Origin of the sequence: Methylobacterium sp. J-043, from assembly GCF_022829505.1 — a bacterium.
In the GTDB taxonomy this organism is placed as follows: Bacteria; Pseudomonadota; Alphaproteobacteria; order Rhizobiales; family Beijerinckiaceae; genus Methylobacterium; species Methylobacterium extorquens_A.
Genome location: NZ_JAKSYB010000034.1, coordinates 89,237 through 107,640, shown reverse-complemented (window position 1 = coordinate 107,640; position 18,404 = coordinate 89,237). Strand labels below are relative to the sequence as shown.

The 18,404-nt window shown below is 66.2% G+C and carries 16 protein-coding genes and 1 pseudogene; 12 read left to right on the top strand and 5 right to left on the bottom strand.

The annotated features are described in order from the left end of the window. Nucleotides 1-44 precede the first annotated feature (44 nt). The 3 genes from MKK50_RS07190 (at nt 45) to MKK50_RS07180 (ending at nt 2,303) form a co-directional block, all read left to right on the top strand. Nucleotides 45-605: a hypothetical protein gene (locus tag MKK50_RS07190; protein ID WP_499021597.1), complete on the top strand. Its 561-nt coding sequence runs from the start codon at nt 45-47 to the stop codon at nt 603-605. A 67-nt stretch (nt 606-672) separates the two neighbouring features. Then, the gene (locus MKK50_RS07185) at nt 673-1,497 is read left to right on the top strand and encodes a succinate dehydrogenase iron-sulfur subunit (protein WP_499021386.1); all 825 of its coding nucleotides are present in this window, start codon (nt 673-675) and stop codon (nt 1,495-1,497) included. A gap of 242 nt (nt 1,498-1,739) precedes the next feature. After that, the gene (locus MKK50_RS07180) at nt 1,740-2,303 is read left to right on the top strand and encodes an AprI/Inh family metalloprotease inhibitor (protein ID WP_499021385.1); all 564 of its coding nucleotides are present in this window, start codon (nt 1,740-1,742) and stop codon (nt 2,301-2,303) included. A 12-nt stretch (nt 2,304-2,315) separates the two neighbouring features. Here MKK50_RS07180 and MKK50_RS07175 read toward each other — a convergent pair whose 3' ends face one another. Next, on the bottom strand, nt 2,316-4,100 hold the full coding sequence (locus MKK50_RS07175; protein ID WP_499021383.1) for an outer membrane beta-barrel protein: 1,785 nt from the start codon (nt 4,098-4,100) through the stop codon (nt 2,316-2,318). A gap of 249 nt (nt 4,101-4,349) precedes the next feature. Here MKK50_RS07175 and MKK50_RS07170 point away from each other — a divergent pair, with 249 nt between their 5' ends. The 3 genes from MKK50_RS07170 (at nt 4,350) to MKK50_RS07160 (ending at nt 8,293) form a co-directional block, all read left to right on the top strand. Continuing rightward, nucleotides 4,350-5,372 carry a KpsF/GutQ family sugar-phosphate isomerase gene (locus tag MKK50_RS07170; protein ID WP_253370524.1) on the top strand — a complete coding sequence of 341 codons (1,023 nt, stop codon included), beginning with the start codon at nt 4,350-4,352 and terminating at the stop codon, nt 5,370-5,372. A gap of 1,055 nt (nt 5,373-6,427) precedes the next feature. Then, complete coding sequence (locus tag MKK50_RS07165; protein WP_499021381.1) at nt 6,428-7,621, top strand: GmrSD restriction endonuclease domain-containing protein; 1,194 nt, start codon at nt 6,428-6,430, stop codon at nt 7,619-7,621. Continuing rightward, entirely contained in the window at nt 7,622-8,293 is a 672-nt protein-coding gene (locus tag MKK50_RS07160; protein ID WP_499021379.1) for a hypothetical protein, read from the top strand. A gap of 74 nt (nt 8,294-8,367) precedes the next feature. Here MKK50_RS07160 and MKK50_RS07155 read toward each other — a convergent pair whose 3' ends face one another. After that, entirely contained in the window at nt 8,368-8,478 is a 111-nt protein-coding gene (locus tag MKK50_RS07155) for a hypothetical protein (RefSeq protein WP_499021377.1), read from the bottom strand. Nucleotides 8,479-8,573: 95 nt separating this feature from the next. Next, a pseudogene (locus tag MKK50_RS07150) lies at nt 8,574-8,810 on the bottom strand (DMT family transporter); the annotation flags it as partial. Between the two features lie 363 nt (nt 8,811-9,173). Between MKK50_RS07150 and MKK50_RS07145 the strand changes: the two are divergent. From MKK50_RS07145 to MKK50_RS07125, 5 genes are all read left to right on the top strand, one after another. Beyond that, a complete protein-coding gene (locus MKK50_RS07145) occupies nt 9,174-9,938 on the top strand; it encodes an enoyl-CoA hydratase-related protein (protein ID WP_499021374.1) in 765 nt (254 codons plus the stop codon). Nucleotides 9,939-9,940: 2 nt separating this feature from the next. Next, nucleotides 9,941-10,789, top strand: a complete 849-nt coding sequence (locus tag MKK50_RS07140; RefSeq protein ID WP_499021372.1) for an SDR family NAD(P)-dependent oxidoreductase — start codon at nt 9,941-9,943, stop codon at nt 10,787-10,789. After that, nucleotides 10,786-11,640, top strand: a complete 855-nt coding sequence (locus tag MKK50_RS07135; protein ID WP_499021371.1) for an SDR family oxidoreductase — start codon at nt 10,786-10,788, stop codon at nt 11,638-11,640. Before MKK50_RS07140 ends, MKK50_RS07135 begins: the two co-directional genes overlap by 4 nt. A 25-nt stretch (nt 11,641-11,665) precedes the next feature. Continuing rightward, on the top strand, nt 11,666-12,670 hold the full coding sequence (locus MKK50_RS07130) for a magnesium transporter CorA family protein (RefSeq protein WP_253370512.1): 1,005 nt from the start codon (nt 11,666-11,668) through the stop codon (nt 12,668-12,670). 211 nt (nt 12,671-12,881) lie between these two features. Beyond that, on the top strand, nt 12,882-13,427 hold the full coding sequence (locus MKK50_RS07125) for a YciE/YciF ferroxidase family protein (protein ID WP_499021369.1): 546 nt from the start codon (nt 12,882-12,884) through the stop codon (nt 13,425-13,427). A 152-nt stretch (nt 13,428-13,579) separates the two neighbouring features. Here MKK50_RS07125 and MKK50_RS07120 read toward each other — a convergent pair whose 3' ends face one another. Beyond that, nucleotides 13,580-13,861: a hypothetical protein gene (locus MKK50_RS07120; RefSeq protein WP_253370508.1), complete on the bottom strand. Its 282-nt coding sequence runs from the start codon at nt 13,859-13,861 to the stop codon at nt 13,580-13,582. A 1,031-nt stretch (nt 13,862-14,892) separates the two neighbouring features. Between MKK50_RS07120 and MKK50_RS07115 the strand changes: the two genes are divergently transcribed. After that, complete coding sequence (locus tag MKK50_RS07115) at nt 14,893-16,563, top strand: methyl-accepting chemotaxis protein (protein ID WP_499021367.1); 1,671 nt, start codon at nt 14,893-14,895, stop codon at nt 16,561-16,563. Between the two features lie 397 nt (nt 16,564-16,960). Here MKK50_RS07115 and MKK50_RS07110 read toward each other — a convergent pair whose 3' ends face one another. Next, nucleotides 16,961-18,166 carry an FAD-dependent monooxygenase gene (locus MKK50_RS07110; protein WP_499021366.1) on the bottom strand — a complete coding sequence of 402 codons (1,206 nt, stop codon included), beginning with the start codon at nt 18,164-18,166 and terminating at the stop codon, nt 16,961-16,963. Between the last annotated feature and the right edge of the window lie 238 nt (nt 18,167-18,404).

The following is an 18,404-nucleotide window of genomic DNA, read 5'->3' as shown; positions in this document are numbered from 1 at the left end:
TGCAGCCCGCGGCGCAGTCGGTCGAACGGGAAGCGGCGGGGGCGATGATCCCGGTCTCCCGTCGCCTCGTGCAGGCCGTCCTGTCCGCCGCGGCGGGGTTGCTGCTGATCGTGTCGGCAACGGCGCGGGGACCGGCCTTCGACTTCCCGGCCGAAGTCGCCGGCTTCAGTCGCGGCCCCCGCACGGATTACGAGGCCCGCGCGCCGGGTCTCGGCTACTCCGTCGTCTACACGAACGGGCGCTGGAAGGCGGACGTCTACGTCTACGATGCCGGTGTGGCAAAGATCCCCGACGGGCCGTCTTCCCCTGCCGTCACCGGGCAGCTCGCGCAGGCGGCCGGCGACGTCAGGACGGCGGTGGCACAGGGCATCTACCGCGGCAGCGAGGATCGCGGCGCGGTGCGCCTGCCGGGAGAGGCGGGCGCCAAGTTCACCTGCCGCGCCTTCACCATCGATCACCCGGCCCTCGGCCCCACCGAGAGCCTGCTCTGCCTCACCGGTCTGCGCGGCCGCTTCGTGAAGTTCCGCCTGTCCGGCCCGGCCGCGAAGCAGCCTCCGAAGGCGGAGGCCGAGCGGTTCATGACCGGCTGGCTCGACCGGCAATAGGATCTTCGAAACTCGGAGCGCGCCGCAAGGCCGCCGCACCCAAAGGCACAGGGACAAGGCACAGGACATGGCCCAGTTCAATCTTCCCAAGAACTCCCAGGTCACCGAAGGCCGGACCTGGCCGGCGCCGAACGGCGCCAAGAACCTCCAGACATTCCGGATCTATCGTTGGAACCCGGATGACGGGAAGAACCCGCGCATCGACACCTACAAGGTCGATCGCGACGATTGCGGGCCGATGGTCCTCGACGCCCTGCTCTGGATCAAGAACAAGGTCGATCCGACGCTGGTCTTCCGCCGTTCCTGCCGCGAGGGCATCTGCGGCTCCTGCGCCATGAACATCGAGGGCCAGAACGCGCTCGCCTGCACCATGGGCATCGACGAGTGCAAAAGCCCCGACAACGCCCTGCCGTTCCTGACCCGCAAGGACAAGGACGGGGCGGTGAAGATCTACCCGCTGCCGCACATGCCGGTCCTGAAGGACCTCGTGCCGGATCTCACCAACTTCTACGCCCAGCACGCGTCGATCGAGCCCTGGCTCCAGACCGAGACGCCCGCGCCCGAGAAGGAGTGGAAGCAGACGCCCGAGGACCGCGCCCGGCTCGACGGCCTCTACGAGTGCATCCTGTGCGCCTGCTGCACCACGAGCTGCCCGAGCTACTGGTGGAACGGCGACAAGTTCCTCGGTCCGGCCGCCTTGCTCCAGGCCTATCGCTGGCTGATCGACAGCCGAGACGAGAACACCGGCGAGCGCCTCGACGGGCTGCACGACCCATTCCGGCTCTACCGCTGCCACACGATCATGAACTGCGCCAACACTTGCCCGAAGAACCTCAACCCGGCCAAGGCGATCGCCGAGATCAAGAAGATGATGGTCGAGCGCGAGGTCTGATTTCCTCGCCGCAATACAGCCGCCGAGACGACGGTCGAGAGCCGCGCCAGATCCTGGCGCGGCTCTCGCTATTTCGGCCCCCACGGGCGGCGCTCATCGACTGAGGCAGGGCCGCCACACCGCCGCAAAAACCTGGGCGTGTACGGCTTTTCCCGAGTTCGGCGTGCAGCCTGCCTTGCCGCAAGCGCATTTGGCCCTGAGGGCAAGCGCGACCGTTGCGTGTTTGGGGTGAGGGGTCTTTGATGACGCGTGGGTTCCTGTCGAAAGCCGCCTGTCTCGCGCTGGCCGCGAGCGTCGGCGCCTGCGCCTCCAACCGCTTCGAGGGGCCCCGCGAGCGTCCGCGGCCCCAGGCGGCGCTCGAACCCGCCACGCCCGCACTGCCCGCCGGCACGGTGACGAGCGAGCCGCTCGCGCCCCCGCCGGGTACCTCCGCCGCGCCGGGCGAGCCGCCGCCCCCGAGCGTCGCCGCGGCGCCCTCGCAGGCGATCGAGCCGCCGCCCCCGCCCGCCCCGCCGCCTGTTATCGCGACCGGCCGCTCCTCGGTGGTGGGCGCGTGGAACGCCACCGATGCGGCGGGAAGTTGCAAGGTGTCGCTGTCGAGCACGCCTTCGCTCGACCTCTACAAGGCCTCGGCCGCAGGTTGCGGCAACAAGGATCTCGCCAAGGTCTCGGCCTGGGATTTCCGCGACGGAGAGGTCTACCTCTACCAGCCGGGCGGCACCGTCACCGCGCGTCTGCGGCAGGCCGGCGGCGGTCTCGAGGGTGCGCTCTCGAAGTCCGGCGCGCAGCTTTCGATGGCGCGCTGAGGAACACTCTCCTCAAGGGTTCACGCGCACACCGAGCAGCACCGTGTGCGCCTCGTAGGTCGAGAGCGGGATGGTGCTGGCCAGCGTCGAGTAGATGTAGCTGCCGCGGAACGCGAGCCAGCGGTTGAAGCGGTAGTCGAGCCGGGCGGTGGCGGAATACCCCCGCTCGCGGATGCGTACGCCGTCGTAGTTGGTGGAGAGGTAGGCGCCGCCCAGCGTGATCGAGAGGTTGCGCAAGAGGTCGTGCTGCACTTCGAGGGTGGCGGCGTCGGTGAAGGCGCCGCTGGAGCCCGGCACCGCGGTCTCGATCACCCCGGTCTGCTGGTTGAACCGCACCGTGGTGAGCGGCGAGACCGACCAGACGAGCGCCGCGTTGATGACCGGCGCGTTGATGTCCTGCAGCGTGCGGTCGACGTAGGAGCGGTGCTGCAGGCCGCCCGAGATCTCCGCCGTCAGCGTGCTGTTGAGCGCCACCGTCGCGCCCGCGGTGAAGGCGATGCCGTCGGAATCGCGGCGCAGGCCGAACTGATCCACCGGCGTGTCGTAGACACGGGTGTCGAGGAAAGTCTCGACGAAGGGCGTGATCGCGGGCGAAATCTCGTATCCGGCGCGCAGGCGCAGGCCGTACTGGTTGGCGTCGCGGTCGCTCTGGATGATCGTGGTGCCGTTGCCGAGCTGCGCATCCTCGAAGACCGAGCGGTCGATCGAGCCGCGCAGCGAGAGTTGCAGCCGGTTGAAGTTTTCCTGCACGCCCGCGGTCGCGCCGTAGCTGGCAAAGAGCGGCCGGCTCGTTGCCCCGCCCGCGCCAAGATCCGGGCTGCCGAGGCGCTGGCTGTCGAGCAGGAAGCGGGTCTCGAGATCGACGCGGGTGTCGCGGTCGACGTCGATGCGCATCCGCGCGGTGCCCACCGCGTTGGGGCGGCTCGCCTCCGGGTTCTGCGGATATTCGAGATAGCTGCCGCGCATCTCGGCGGTGAGTTCGGAGGCCGACCACTCGCTGCGCAGCGCCAGCTCCGCCTCGCTGCGGAGCGTGAGGGAGGGCCGCAGGCGGGTGCCGCCGATCTGGTCCGGGTTCGAATCGTAGCCGACGCTCTGGGTGAAGGCCGGCAGCAGCGTGAAGGTGCCGAGCCGGATGCCGAGCGGCGCGTAGGCGGTGTCGGCGGGGATCGGCTGGCGCAGCGCCGTGCCGAGCAGGAGCCCGGTGGCGTTCGGCAGGCCGAGCCCGAGGATCGGCGTCGGCAGCGGCACGCCGGAGACCGGTGTCTGGATGACGGGCGAGAGGCGCAGATCCGTGATCGTCTGCTGCGTGCGCGTCTGGGTGATCTGGCGGACCGCCGAGCCGAGCCGGCGCGGGGGTGCCGCGCGCAGGCGCAGGAGAGAGGGCCGGGCCGGGGTGCCCCGCGTCGCGGCGGAGCCGGGCAGGCTCGTCGCGCTGCGGAAGCGCGGCAGGCGCGCCACCGTCGGCTCCTCGCTCTCGGAGGCGGCGGAGGGCGCTTGATTCGTGGTCGTGCCGCTGCCGAGCGGGGCGGGGGACGAGAAGGCGCCGGCGCCGCGCAAAGCCGTCGGCGCGTCGAAGCCGGAGCGGCGCGGGCGGCCCGCGGTCGCCGGTTCGGAGGCGGTGCGCGCCAGCGGGTTCGACGCCGCGCTCGGGGCGGGCTCGGCCTGCGACGGGTCGGGCGTCTCCTGCGCCAGGGCAGGGGCGCCGGGAACGGCCCCGAGCAGGGCGGGGAGCAGCGCCAGAGCGAGCGCCCCGCGGCGCCCCCCGTGCTTGTCCCCGTTCGGCCGCTCGCGTGACACCGGCAGGCTCTTTCCCTGGATACGGCCGGCGGCCCGTGGACGGGGCGGCGTTCCGTGTCCGGCCGGCGCCCCATGGTTAACGGAGCTACACCGGGCATGGTTAACGTGCCGTTGCGGGGCGCCGCGGGCCCTGTCCCGCTGTGGCCAGCCCCCTTCACAGCCCCCTTGCGGCCACAGTCGCGGGTGAAGAGGGCGCGCAAGGAATCGCGAGAGCCCGGCGCCGGGCTTCGAGACGGAAACGACAGCGTCATGGCCCTGGCACAGCGGATCGAGGACCGGAACCGGACGGACGGGGCGGCGCGCCCGCCCGCCATCGCCTCGGCCCTGCGCACCATCGAGACCGAGCGCGAGGGCCTGGCCTGCCTGATGGCGGCGATCGACAACGGCCTCGGCGCGCCGTTCGCGCAGGCCGTCGAGCGCATCGGCGCGGCCCGCGGCCGGGTGATCTGCACCGGCATGGGCAAGTCCGGCCACGTCGCCCGCAAGATCGCGGCGACCTTCGCCTCCACCGGCACCCCGGCGCTCTACGTCCACCCGGCCGAGGCGAGCCACGGCGATCTCGGCATGATCCAGCCCGACGACGTGGTGCTGGCGCTGTCGTGGTCGGGCGAGACCACGGAACTGGCCGACATCATCGGCTACACACGGCGCTACCGCGTCGGCCTCGTGGCGATCACCTCCAACGCCGCCTCGACGCTGGGGCGCGAGGCCGACACCTGCCTCGCGCTGCCGAAGGCCAAGGAGGCCTGCCCGAACGGGCTCGCGCCGACCACCTCGACGGCGATGCAGCTCGCGCTGGGCGACGCGCTCGCCGTGGCGCTGCTGGAGGCCCGCGGCTTCTCCGCCCGCGACTTCTCCGTGTTCCATCCCGGCGGCCGGCTCGGCGCCTCGCTGCGGCAGGTGCGCGAGGTCATGCATGGCGGGGCGCACCTGCCCGTGGTCGCCATCGGCACCGCGATGCGGGCCGCCGTGGCCGAGATCGACGCCAAGGGGTTCGGCTCGGTCCTCGTGGTCGATGCCGACGGCGCGCTCGCCGGCATCCTCACCGACGGCGACGTGCGCCGCGCCGTCTTCTCCCGCGAGGGGCTGGACCGCCTGCCGGTCGAGGCGGTGATGACGAAGAACCCCCGCACGATCACCCCCGAGACCCTGCTCGCCAAGGCGCTGCAGATCCAGGAGGCGATGAAGATCACCGCCCTCGTGGTGGTGGACCAGGGCCGCCCCGTCGGCCTCGTGCACTACCACGACCTGCTGCGCACCGGCGTGGCCTGATCCGGTTTCCGCTCGATCCAAGCGGGGAGCCGGATCAGCCAGCCCGCGCGGCGCCTGAGGAGGGCACCCCATCGCGCGAGCGCGATGGGATCCCGCCGAAGCCCGAATCCGCCATCCCGAAGGGATCAAACGGATTGGGGTTGAGACGCCGCGCTCGGCCTCGTCCGCCCACCCACGCCCTCACGGGTCGAAGAGCACCCGCACAACACGTGTCCCCCCGCGGCCTCAAGGCCCGGAGGACGGCTGGCCGATCGGCCGGCGGGGTACGCATCGGACACAAACCCCGAGGGGGACGCGGGACGCCGCGAAACCTCCGGATGATTGTTTGAGACTTTGCCGGTTTCCCGGCGTCCCGCGGAGGGGCCGCTTCCTTATCACGAGAAGCCGTCCCTCCGTTTTGGCGTCACGGTCTCTCCACCGGCATCGACCCCGGATCTAGGCGCTGTGGACCCCTCGGCCCGCCTCCCCGCGAGGGGAGAGGGTACCTCGGCAGACGGCTATGGGCGGACTCGTCCGCACCGGACCTCGTATTGGGCCCGGCTCCGGTTGTTCCTGGGCGCCAACCCGAGACCGGCCTATGGCCCCATCCCGAGACGGCGTTGTGTCGCGCACAGCGCCCGAGGCGATGGCGACCGGGCCACCGACGCGGGAACCGCCCCACCTCCCAACGAGCCTCGCCGGCCGGTCACCGGAAAAGCTCCCCCGGTTGGTCTGGGAGGCGAGTGGCAGGGGTTGTAGGATTATTTGTCTATTACGTCAAGTGATTTTTCCGGCTCGGTTCGCGAATTTGGACTTGCGCCAGACTGTAGGAAGCATTCATGCTTCAGAGACCCAAACCGAAGCACGTCAGCGGCCAGCTACGGATGCCGTTTGCGGAAGCATTTAGCCCTTCTTCTAAACGGATCGCTCCAAGTGTCCGCGGCATAATATTGATTTATAGCTGTTATTTTTACCGGATAACCCCATTAGGCATACCATTCTATAGATGTGTTACTATAATTATCCAAGGTTAAGACAAAGCATCTATAGCGATTTTACTCGGGAAATCATGGAACATGGCTGATAACGAACTCGAGTTTGTTGACGAAGAAGACACTGCACTCGCGACTGAGGATACTGCAGCCTTCTCGGAGGCAGTCCTATATTCATCCGATTGGACCGTGGAAACGGTCATTTCACAAATGACTAACTCGAATATTGAGATGAATCCTCGTTTCCAACGGCGCGATGCATGGTCGCCAGGTGGAAAAAGCCGCTTCATCGAAAGCATAATTCTCGGGTTCCCTATTCCCCAAATTGTACTTGCTGAAAAGAAGGGTAAAAAAGGCCAATTTATCGTTCTCGACGGAAAGCAAAGGCTCCTATCATTGCTTCAGTTTACGGGACGCGCCGAAGGGGCAAGAAACGGATTTCGATTGAGTGGCCTGGAAGTTAGGGCAGACCTCAACCGAAAATCATATACAGCTATCAAGGATGACCCAAATCGCCGCGATGATATAAATGCATTCTTGAACAATACTATTCGAACTGTTGTGATTCGCAATTGGCCTAGCACAAATTTTCTGCATATAGTTTTTCTGCGCCTAAATACTGGTAGCGTCAAATTATCTCCACAAGAGCTCCGCCAAGCCATGGTGCCGGGGCCATTTTCTGAATTCATCGATGATACAGCGTTAGCCTCGGTGCACACACAGAGGCTCCTTGGAAGAACATCACCTGATCCCCGCATGAGAGATGTTGAGCTTCTCGTTCGCTTTCTAGGATTCCGAAATTATCTCCCAACCTACGGGGGTCGAATGAAAGAATTTCTAGACAGCGTATGTCAACAACTCACTGACACATGGGCAAACAGCCAGCCCCGCGTCCAGGATGATCTTAATGCATTTAATTCAGCAGTTGATGCTTTGATCGAAATATTTGGGGTTGATGACATAGCTCGGAAACCAGGGTCAAAATCATTCAACCGAGCAATTTTTGATGCTCTCGTGTTTTATGCGGCGGACAGCGAAATTCGCAATTCAATGACTGCGCATCCGGAACAAATAAAGGTACTTTATGCGGAATTAGTGAGGGATGATCGATTTAGCGAAGCTATAGAAAGCGATACGGCAGGCATTCCCCACACATTTGCTCGTTTATCGTTATGGGGATTGGGCCTCCGGCGTGTGCTTGGGATTAGATTCAACGTACCCATGCTCATAGAGCGAGCAGATGGAAGCGCGAGCATCGGATTTGATGGATTTAGGTGAATGCCGTCAACGCGTTATCTCGAGCTTGCAGAACGAATCAAAGAGCTCAAGCGTCTCTTGCTACCCAGTAGGTTCGATCCAACGGGCACCTACAAAGACCCTCTTCGAGTCACAACTCGAGCCTTGTCATTTCGCGTTCTCTCTCACGCCGAAGTAGAAACTTACTTTGAAGACCGGGCAATTGAGATAGCGACGACCGCACTAAAGTCGTGGAAAGATCATAAATTTGTTTCGGTTGTAACATTTCACCTTCTAGGCTTCAGTGGAATCGAAACAAGCCGACCCCCACCTACGCTAGAACCTCCAGATCGGCATAAAGCAAAAGACTGGTCCGCAAAATTACTTATTGATGACCGACTTACCAGATGTGTGTCTGGTTTTTATCATCGTGTACATAAAGAAAATCACGGCGTAAAGGAGCAAAATATTATCGATATGCTTATACCTCTTGGCTATGATATGTCTCTCTGCGATCCATTATTTATGCAAAAAATGAGCAGTTTCGGTGAGGCTCGAGGAGCCACGGCTCATACTAGTGGAAAGGGGCACATAAAAAAGGCAGTCGACCCTAAAGATGAATATAATGTTCTGAGAGAAATTCTTGACGGGATACTGCCGATCGACACTGAACTCGACCGGCTACTTCTAGCGTCTCGATCTATTAATAATTGATATTGATACATTTGAAGCAACAGAATGATATATCCTTATATTATCTGTTAAATGATGAAAATCAAAAATATAAATTAAAAGATTGCCACTAACCCACCCCCAATCACCATCAGCGCCGCTCCGGCGACGCGCCAAACGCTCGCCGGGTGCACCTGAAACCCGATCCAGCCAAATTGGCCGAGCACGAGCGAGGCGAGCACGCCCACGGTGACGATGCCCCCCAAAAGGTCGCCGCGCCGATGGCGGGGGAGGCGTAGAGCTGGGCTAGGATCAGCAGAACACGCAAAAACCTGCCGAGCCACGCCCACCCCGGCACCTGCCGGAGTTGCGGGCCGGTGGGCATTGCGAGTTTGCCCAGGGCGAGGCCGCCCACGGGCAGGGCGGCGGTGCTGAGCAGCCGGGTCAGGAGGGCCGCCGTCACCGGCAGGCCGAGCGACTTCGACAGCGGCGCGTTCGGTCCCGGCGGGATCGCGTCGGCGAGACCGGCGAGGATCGTGAGCGCGGAGAGGGACCCCATAGCCCGTCATCCGACGCGCGGACCGCCCGGTTTCGCGGGGGCGACACCGGGCCCGCCCGCTTCGCACCTCCCAAAAATACCGCGCCGATGGCCCCTCGACAAAGCGTCGCCGCAGGGAGAAGGGTGGGGCGGGGGCCGAAGGCTTTTCGGGACACGCCCGCCGCGCGGTCAAACGCCCGAGCGGGCCGTGCGGGAGACCGGGCGTTTCGTGAGGCACGCGGCGTCCCCCAAAGAAGCGCTCTTTCGACGAAGCGGCGGCCGGTTCGGCGAGAGACAGCGCGGTGACACAAAGACCGGGAGACGCCGGCCCGAGGCCATCGGGTCGGAGGCGGCTCTCGGGATCGGCGCGGGGGGCGAGGGCGGATGAGCGAAGCCATCACCATCGAGGACGTGTCCGGCGGCGTCCGCCTGATCCGCTGGAACCGCCCGGCCAAGAAGAACGCGCTGACCGGGGCGATGTACGACGCCGCCACTGCGGCGCTCATGGGCGCCGACGACGCGTCCCAAAACATCGGGGCGGTGGTGTTTGCCGGGGGGCCCGGCGCCTTCACCGCCGGCAACGATCTGGCCGATTTCTTCGCCGCCGGCACGGCGCCGCGCGATTCGTTTTCCGAGATGCCGGCCCTGCGCTTCATCCGGCAGCTCGCCCGCACCCGCACGCCGCTTGTCGCGGCGGTGGACGGGCTCGCCATCGGCGTCGGCACGACGCTGACGCTGCATTGCGACCTCGTCTATGTCGGGCCGCAGGCGCGCTTCCGCATGCCGTTCGTGGAACTCGGCGTGGTGCCGGAGGCCGCCGCGAGCCACCTGCTGCCGCGCCGGATCGGGCTCGCCCGCGCCTCGGCGCTGCTGCTGCTCGGCGAGCCGTTCGACGGCGCGGCCGCCGTGGCGCTCGGGCTCGCCAACGCCGAACTGCCCTCCGACGCGCTGGAGGCGCACGCGCTGGCCCAAGCCGCGCGGCTGGCCGCCCTGCCGCGCCGGGCGGTGCAGGCGACCCGCGCGCTGATGCGCGGCGATCAGGGGTTGGTCGAGGCGGCGATCGAGGCGGAGGCGGAGGCGTTCGAGGCGGGCCTGCGCGATCCGGAGACGCAAGCGCGGCTCGCCCGCTTCCTCTCCGGCAAGGCGTGAGCGTGCCGCCGGATCTGCGGGGAAAGGTCTGCCTCGTGGCCGGGGCCTCGCGCGGGGTCGGGCGCGGGCTCGCCCGCGGGCTGGGGGAGGCGGGCGCCACGGTGATCGTCACCGCGCGCTCCTCCGAAACCGGGCGGCGCACCGAGACGCGCCCGGAAGCGATCGAGGACACCGCCCGCGAGGTCGATGCGGCGGGCGGGGAGGGGCACCATTACCTGTGCGACCACACGAGCGAGCGGGCGGTGGACGAACTCGTGCACTGGTGCTTGCGCCGGTTCGGGCGGATCGATGTCGCGGCCGCAAGCGTCTGGGGCGGCAACGAGGGCTATGACGGCGCGCGCTACCCCGACGGCGCCGCCTGGGGCACGCCGTTCTGGCGCCGCTCGGCCGAGCCGTTCTCGCACTTTCTGGGGACGGGGCCGTATCCGGGGCTGCTGCTGGCCCGCGCCGTGGCGCCGGCCATGGTCGCGGCGCGCGCCGGGCTGATCGCCTTCGTCTCGTTCGGCACCGAGACCTATCTCGGCGACATCTACTACGACATGGCCAAGGCGGCGACGAACCGGCTCGCCTTCGCCTGCGCCGCCGAGCTGCGCCCTCACGGCGTCTGCGCGCTCGGCCTCTCGCCGGGCTTCGTCGCCACGGAGCGGGTGCGCGATCTGGGGCAGGAGGCGCTCGCCACTGAGAGCCCGCTCTATGCCGGCCGGGCGCTCGCGGCGCTCGCCGCCGACCCGTCGGTGCTGGACCGGGCGGGGCGGACGGTCCATGTCGGGGATCTCGCCCGCGCCTACGGCTTCACCGACGCCGACGGCCGCCAGCCGGAGCGCTTCCGGATCGCAGAGGACGACGCATGAGCCTGGCCGGAAAGACGCTGTTCATCACCGGCGCCTCACGGGGCATCGGGCTTGCCATCGGCCTGCGCGCCGCCCGCGACGGCGCCAACGTGGCCATCGCGGCCAAGACCGCGCAGGCGCATCCGAAGCTGGAGGGGACGATCTTCACGGCGGCGCAAGAGATCGAGCGGGCCGGGGGCAGGGCGCTGCCGCTGACGGTGGATGTGCGCGACGAGGCGGCGGTGAAGGACGCCCTCGACCAGACCGCGAAAACGTTCGGCGGGATCGACATCGTGGTCAACAACGCGAGCGCGATCTCGCTGTCGAACACGCCGAAGACCGAGATGAAGCGCTTCGACCTGATGCATCAGATCAACACGCGCGGCACCTACATGGTGAGCAAGTACGCGATTCCCCATCTGGAGCGGGCGGAGAACCCGCACATCCTGATGCTGTCGCCGCCGCTCGACATGGCGGAGCGGTGGTTCGCGCCGCATCTAGCCTACTCGATGGCCAAGTTCGGCATGTCGCTCTGCGTGCTGGGGCTCGCCGGGGAACTCCGGGGCCGGGGCATCGCCGTCAACGCCCTGTGGCCGCGCACCACCATCGCCACGGCGGCCGTGCAGAACCTGCTCGGCGGCGACGCCCTGATGCAGGCGAGCCGCCGGCCCGAGATCGTGGCGGATGCCGCGCACGCCGTGTTCCTGCGGGAAGCCAAGGGCTTTACCGGGCACTTCCTCATCGACGACACGGTTCTCGCCGAGGAAGGCGTCACGGACTTTTCAAAATACCGCGTCACAGCAGGCGTCCCGCTTGCGCCCGACTTCTTCGTGCCGGACACAAGCGTCGCCCCGCCCGGGGCCCTCGACTGAAGCCTCATCCCACAGGTCACATCCGTTGATCTTCACCCACAAGCCCGTCGCGGGCGGCTCCCAGACGGTGCTGGAGCGCCGCTACCTCGAACTGCAGGAGCCGATCTCCGAGGACACGGTCTGGCTCGACCTCGTGCGCCCGACGCGGGAGGAGGAGGTGAAGGTCGAATCCTTCCTCGGCATCACCGTGCCGAGCCGCGAGGAGATGAAGGACATCGAGCCTTCCGAGCTGCTCTACGTCGAGGCCGGCGCCCGCTACATGACGGGGCGCGTGCTCTCCCGCGTCAGCGATTCCGAGGAGCCGGGCCTGGCCGGCATCACCTTCATCCTGCGCGACAACCGGCTCATCACCGTGCGCTACGAGGAGCCGCAGGCGTTCCGGATGTACACCCAGCGCGCCGGCCGGGCGACCGGCAACGGGCCGTCGCGCTCGGTCTCGGGCGAGTCGATCCTGGCCGGGCTGATCGAGGCGGTGATCGACCGGGCGGCGGACGTGCTCCAGCTCCAGGGCGAGCGCATCGACCGCCTGTCGCGAAAGATCTTCGAGGACAAGGGCGACCCGTCCTCGCGCAACAACGCGCTGCAGGACACGCTGCGCTCGCTCGGGCGCTACGGCGACCTGATTTCGAAGCAGCGCGAGAGCCTCGTTTCGATGGAGCGCATCCTGCTCTCGCTCTCGGCGACCTACCGCACGGCGAAAGCGCCCCGCGAGCTGCGCGAGGACGTGCGCTCCACCCTGCGCGACCTGCAATCGCTGGAGGAACACGCGACCTTCATCTCGGCCAAGATCCAGTTCCTGCTCGACGCGACGCTCGGCCTCGTGAACCTGGAGCAGAACAACATCATCAAGCTGTTCTCGGTCATGGCGGTGGTGTTCATGCCCCCCACCCTGATCGCCTCGATCTACGGCATGAACTTCAAGACCATGCCGGAGCTCGACTGGCATTTCGGCTACCCCGCCGCCGTCGGCATGATGGTGGTGGCCGCCGTGCTGCCTTACGTGTTCTTCCGCTGGAAGAAGTGGCTGTAGCCCGCGCCGAGCCCTGCGCCGGGGCATGGGGCCCGGCCTTCGGACGAATCCCGGAAACCCCGCCGCCACCGGCCGCGGTTCCCGGAATTTAACGGCCTCCCCCCAAGAGAATTTTCGGACCCTGTCGCCTGAACTCACGTTCTTAAGGTGTCGGCCGACGGTGAGATCACTCCCCCGGCCCCCTCGTTCAGAAATCGGGAGACGAAACCTAATGGCCACCAAGCCAAAGACCTTGCACGATGCATTCTACGAGACGTTGAAGGACGTCTATTACGCGGAAAAGCAATCGGTGCGTGCGCTGAAGAAGTCGGCCAAGGCGGCCGAACATGACGAACTGCGCCAAGCGTTCGAAACCCATGCCGAGGAAAGCGCCAACCAGGTGGAGCGCCTGCAGCAGGTTTTCGAGATCATCGGAAAGCCGGCCCGCGCCAAGACCTGCGAGGCGATGCAGGGCCTGACCTCCGAGATGGAGGAGGATCTGGAGGATTTCGAGGACAGCCCGGCTGCCGACGCGGTGCTGGCAGCCTGCGCCCAGGCGATGGAGCATTACGAGATCGCCCGCTACGGCACGCTCAAAACCTGGGCGAGCCAGCTCGGCTACGCGGACGCCGCCAAGTTGCTCGACGAGACCCTTCAGGAAGAGAAGAAGACCGACGCGCTGCTCTCGCAGATCGCCGAGCGGATCAACACCGAGGGCTCCGAGGAGGAGGCCGAGGCCAGCGAGGCGAAGGGTAAGGGACGCCGCAAGAGCGCCTGACGCTCAGGCGACGGCCACTGCAGAGGAAAGGGCGCCGCAAGGCGCCCTTATCCCGTTGAGGAGCCCCGAGAACCGGGCCTCCCGCGCCCGGCCGATACCGGCGCACCAGGGCCGGAACCGAAAGGGGCGCCGAACGGCGCCCCTTTCATGCGTCAGTACCGGTCATTCCGGCCCGAATAGGCCTGCCCGCCGCCATAGCCCGCCCCGCGGGGCTGGACCCGGGAGCCGTAATCGACCTCCCGCCGCGCCCGCCGGTTCGCCAGGGCGCGTCCAGCCAGACAGCCGGCCACGGCACCGACCACGCCGCGCTCGGCCAGATAGTGCCCGGCGACACCGCCGATGATCGCGCCCTTGATGCATCCCTTGGCTTCCGCGGCTCCCGCGCCGAGCCCCGTCATGACCGTCAGCGCCAACGCCGTCGCAAGAATTCGCATGCCGTTCCTCCCAAGTGCTGGCGAGAGAAACAACGGCGGCGCGGATGGCGTTCCGCGCCGGTCTCGGCGATGGCCGGGGAACGAGCGTGCCCATAAAAGCGCGGCGCGGACCGGCCTGTCTCGCCCGGTAGAACGGGGCCGTGGGACGGACCTAGATGCGCCGGCCCGATGCAATCAGGTCGGATGCGGCTTCGGCGCCAGCCGGGCTGACGCGCGACGAAGGGATTTGAGTCGAGCCCATCGAACGGTCTGACCTGATCCAGCGTTAAGGGTCCCCAGGTCTGAGGATCCGAGGATCGAGCGATGTGGAGCTGGCGGATCATGGATCGGGCGCCCCGTGACGGCCGCTGGATCATTGCCATCAACCGACGCGAGCCGGACCGCCGAGCCGTCATTCGCTGGGATCCGGTCAGTTCCGGGGACAACGAGCCCTGGCGGGTCGTTTCGTGCGACTACGGCTACGCGTCGGACGCTTTCACAGACTGGATGCCCTTTCCGCCTTGGCCAGATCAGGGCGAAACAGCAGACGCGAGCCCAAGCGAGACACCGGCGGCGTCGGACGGTGAGACGTTGCCGACCCGATTGTGAGGCGTCGAAGGTTCGGGTCAAAACCCAGTCAGCTGACCTTGGGAATAGCCGCTCAGGGCGGGGAGCGGGCTTTGGTGCTGCAACCGTAAGCTGACGTTCCGTCTCCGACCCATCAGAGACGCTCAGCCCTCCGTATTGGCACCCCGAAAATGGTCATAGGATCGCATCGCTCAAGACCTTCCCTCCGAACACCCTTACTGGTCCGAGCGTAGCAAATCGCGGCAAAGATCCAATTTCCGATCAATACGAAATTTTGTCCGTGAAATCGCTCGATCGAGAGCCAGGCAGAAATTTTTCCTCAAAAATGTATTTCAAGCATCCATCCGTCGATACCCATTGTCTTACAAGAATGATCATTGCGCGAATGCGATTGGATGGCGCACAATTTAACATATTTTACATTTTAATGGGATTAGATCTGGGGATCAACCTGGACGAGTACCATGAACTTCAAGATCAAATACGCTCTCACGAGCTTCATTTCTGTGCTCGTTTTGGCCATTCTGGCCCAAGCGGTCCTTGGACTTGTCCAGCTCCGATCGGTGAACAACAATGCGCTCGACTTGTCGGGCAATTGGATGCCGAGTGTCCGGGAGCTTGGCGAACTCAAGTACAAAATCACCCGCCTGCGCCTCGTCGACGCGCGCTTCGTCACGGCCATTGAGCCTGTCGGCGAACTCACCAAGGTGTCGGACAAGCGGCTCGACGAGGTCGTCACCAACGCGGCCCGCTACAAGCCCCTGATCTCCAGCGAGCAGGAGAAGGCGCTCTGGACCGAGTACGAACAGGCGTGGAATACCTACCTGACCTATCGCACGAAACTGATCGCGGCGGCCCACGCCAAGGATCAAGGTGCCCTGAACGAGCTCTTCACGGCGTCGCGTAAGCCCTTCGAAGGGGCCCTGGATTCGCTCAACCGCGGCACCGCCCTGAACATCGCGGGTGGAGACGACGCCACGGCCAATGCCGATCAGACCTATCAGCGGTCGACCTGGCTGACGACGATTCTCTCCGCCGTCGCGCTCGCTTTCGGTCTCGGCGCGATCCTGTACCTGACCTTCGGCGTGACCCGCCCCATCGACCGCCTCATCCGCCGGATGACGGAACTCGCCGCCGGCGACCTCCAGGCCCCGGTCCCCTACACGGATCGGCCCAATGAGATCGGTGCGATCGCCGTCGCCCTGGAGGCCTCGCGCGACGTGTCGCTCCGGACGAGCCAGCTCGAAGCCGAGACCGCCCAGGCGCGGATGGCCGCCGAGGAACAGCGCAAGGCCGGCATGCGCCAGATGGCGGACGGCTTCGAAGCGGCGGTGGGCGGAATCATCAGACTGGTTTCGTCCTCCGCCACCGAGCTGCAGGCGACCGCCCAGCAGATGACGGCGACCGCCACCGAGACCGCCTCGCAATCCACCACGGTCGCCGCTGCCGCCGAAGAGGCCGCCACCAACGTCAACACCGTCGCGGCGGCCGCCGAGGAGCTCGGGACCTCCGTGCAGGAGATCGGCCGGCAGGTCTCCGGCTCGACCCAGCTCGCCCAGTCCGCGGTGGGCGAGGCCAGCCAGACCGTGCACTTGGTGCAGGCGCTGCAGGCCACCTCGTCCCGCATCGGCGACATGGTGGGCCTGATCTCCAACATCGCCAGCCAGACCAACCTGCTCGCACTCAACGCCACCATCGAGGCGGCGCGTGCCGGCACGGCCGGCCGCGGCTTCGCGGTGGTGGCGACCGAGGTCAAGGCGCTCGCCGAGCAGACCGGCAAGGCGACCGAGGAGATCAGCCGCCAGATCGGGGAGATCCAGGGCGTGACCGGTCAGGCGGTCGCGGCGATCGGCGCCATCGCCACGCGAATCCGCGACATCAATGCGGTCTCGACGTCGATCTCTGCGGCGGTGGAGCAGCAGGGTGCGGCCACGCAGGAGATCGTGCGCAACGTCGCCCAGGCGTCCACAGGCACCAACGAGGTGACCAGCAACATCGCCGGCGTCGCCCAGGCGTCGGAGGAGACCGGGGCGGCGGCGGCCCAGGTTCTGTCGGCGGCCTCCGATCTGTCGCGCCAGTCCGAGCATCTCGGCGCGGAGGTCGCCCGCTTCCTCGCCACCGTGCGGGCGGCCTGATCTCAATCCGCTGGCGCCCGAACCCGCCCGGGCGCCCGATCACCACTCGACCGTCCGCTGAAGCACCGAGGGGTGACGGAAGCGGACGGAAAGTCCAGCTAGAGCATCGTCCCGGATATCGGATCCAGGACGATGCTCTAGCCTTTTGTTTTTGCATCATCTTCTTCCGAAAGCCAGCAGCCAGCTTTCGGGATGATGCTCTCGGTTCTTGTTTTGGCGTCGTCTTGTCCGAAAGCCGGTGGTCACCTTTCGGGACGACGCTCTAACCCGGCCGTCGGCCTGCGCCCGACCGGCCCGGCCTGGGACCGTCCGCGGATCGGCCCAGGGGTCGAAAGCGGCCCCTCATACGGCCAAGTTGATTGGGTCTTGACCCTGGCCCGCTCCGGCGCTGACGGCGTCAACGGCGGGGCGTTCCCGGTTCGGCTCCGGAGATGCCGCGGTCGGCTTTCGATCCGAATGGGTGCGCGGGTCCGCCGAGACGCGCGAGAGGTGAAGCCGCGTGGCCGGTCAATTTGGTATAGCGCCCCCGTAAATACAGATACGTTCTTGCAGGCATCCGCTTCAGCAGGCGAGAGCGCCTTGCGAGCAGGAGCGTCAAGAAGGTGGGTGCGTTGTAGCGGATGTAGCGTGGGAGGTTCTCGAACCATTCCGCACTCAGGCGCGCATCCCGTTGCACGCGGGCGAGGGCGCGGCGGCGTCGATGGTCGTACGCGTCCAGGGCGCGGGGAAGGCTGTCGTGCTCGCTCAAGGCCGAGGCGAGCGCGGTCGCGTCGTCGATGGCGAGGCGCGTCCCCGAACCGATCGTGAAATGGGTCGTGTGTGCGGCGTCGCCGATCAGCACCACATTGTCCGCGTGCCACGTTCGGTTGGCCAACGTGCGGAAGCTCAACCATGGCAGTCTGTTGCCGTGGCCATCGCGGCTGATCAGTGCGTGGCCGTCGAGATGCTGGGCAAAGAGGCTTTCCAGCACCCGCAGCTCGGCATCCGCGGGCATCGTGCCGAGTCCGAGCCCGTTCCACGTCTCCGGCGCGCATTCCACGATGAATGTACTCATTCCCTCCTTGAAGGAATAGGCGTGAAACCAGACCCATCCGGCGCGGCTCGGAACGAATCCGAAGGTGAAGGACGGGAATCGCTGTGTCGTTGCGAGCCAGATGTACTTGTTGCGGCCGGCTTCGATCTGCGGCCGGAACTGATCCGCGCGATGCCGACGCAGCTGACTCGCGACCCCGTCTGCCGCCACGATGAGGTCGGCGTCGGCGAGCTGACCCAACTCGCTGATCTCGCTCTCGAACCGCACGTCGACGCCGAGCGCGAGCGCCCGCTCGATGAGGATCTGCAGGAGGCGACGACGGCAGATGCCGTAGCCCCCGCCTCCGGAGTGAAGCGGCGGCTGCCCCTCGACGTCGACCACCTGCCCGGACCAGGGCACCGCCTCATCCGCGATCGCCTGCGCGCTGTCCGGATCGTTGGCCCGCAGGGTGGCAAGAAGATCGTCCCAGAAGACGACGCCCCACCCATGTGTCGTTCCCGCCGGGTTTCGCTCGTGAACGACGATCTCATGGTTCGGGTCGCGCCGCTTCATCACGATCGCGAAGTACAATCCGGCAGGCCCCGCACCGACACACGAAATCCGCATCAAGACTCTCCGTTTAGTCCGACGCTTCATGCATCATGACACGAGGTTACTTTGCTCAAGCGCATTCCGACGCAGTGGCGGCCGGTTCGTCGAAAGAATGCGCGTTCCATCGAAGACCGAGAGACGTCGGCCCGATGCGGCCCCAGGCCGTGATTTCATACGTAGTTTTGTTACCACACCCGTAGAATCAGCAATATTTCCT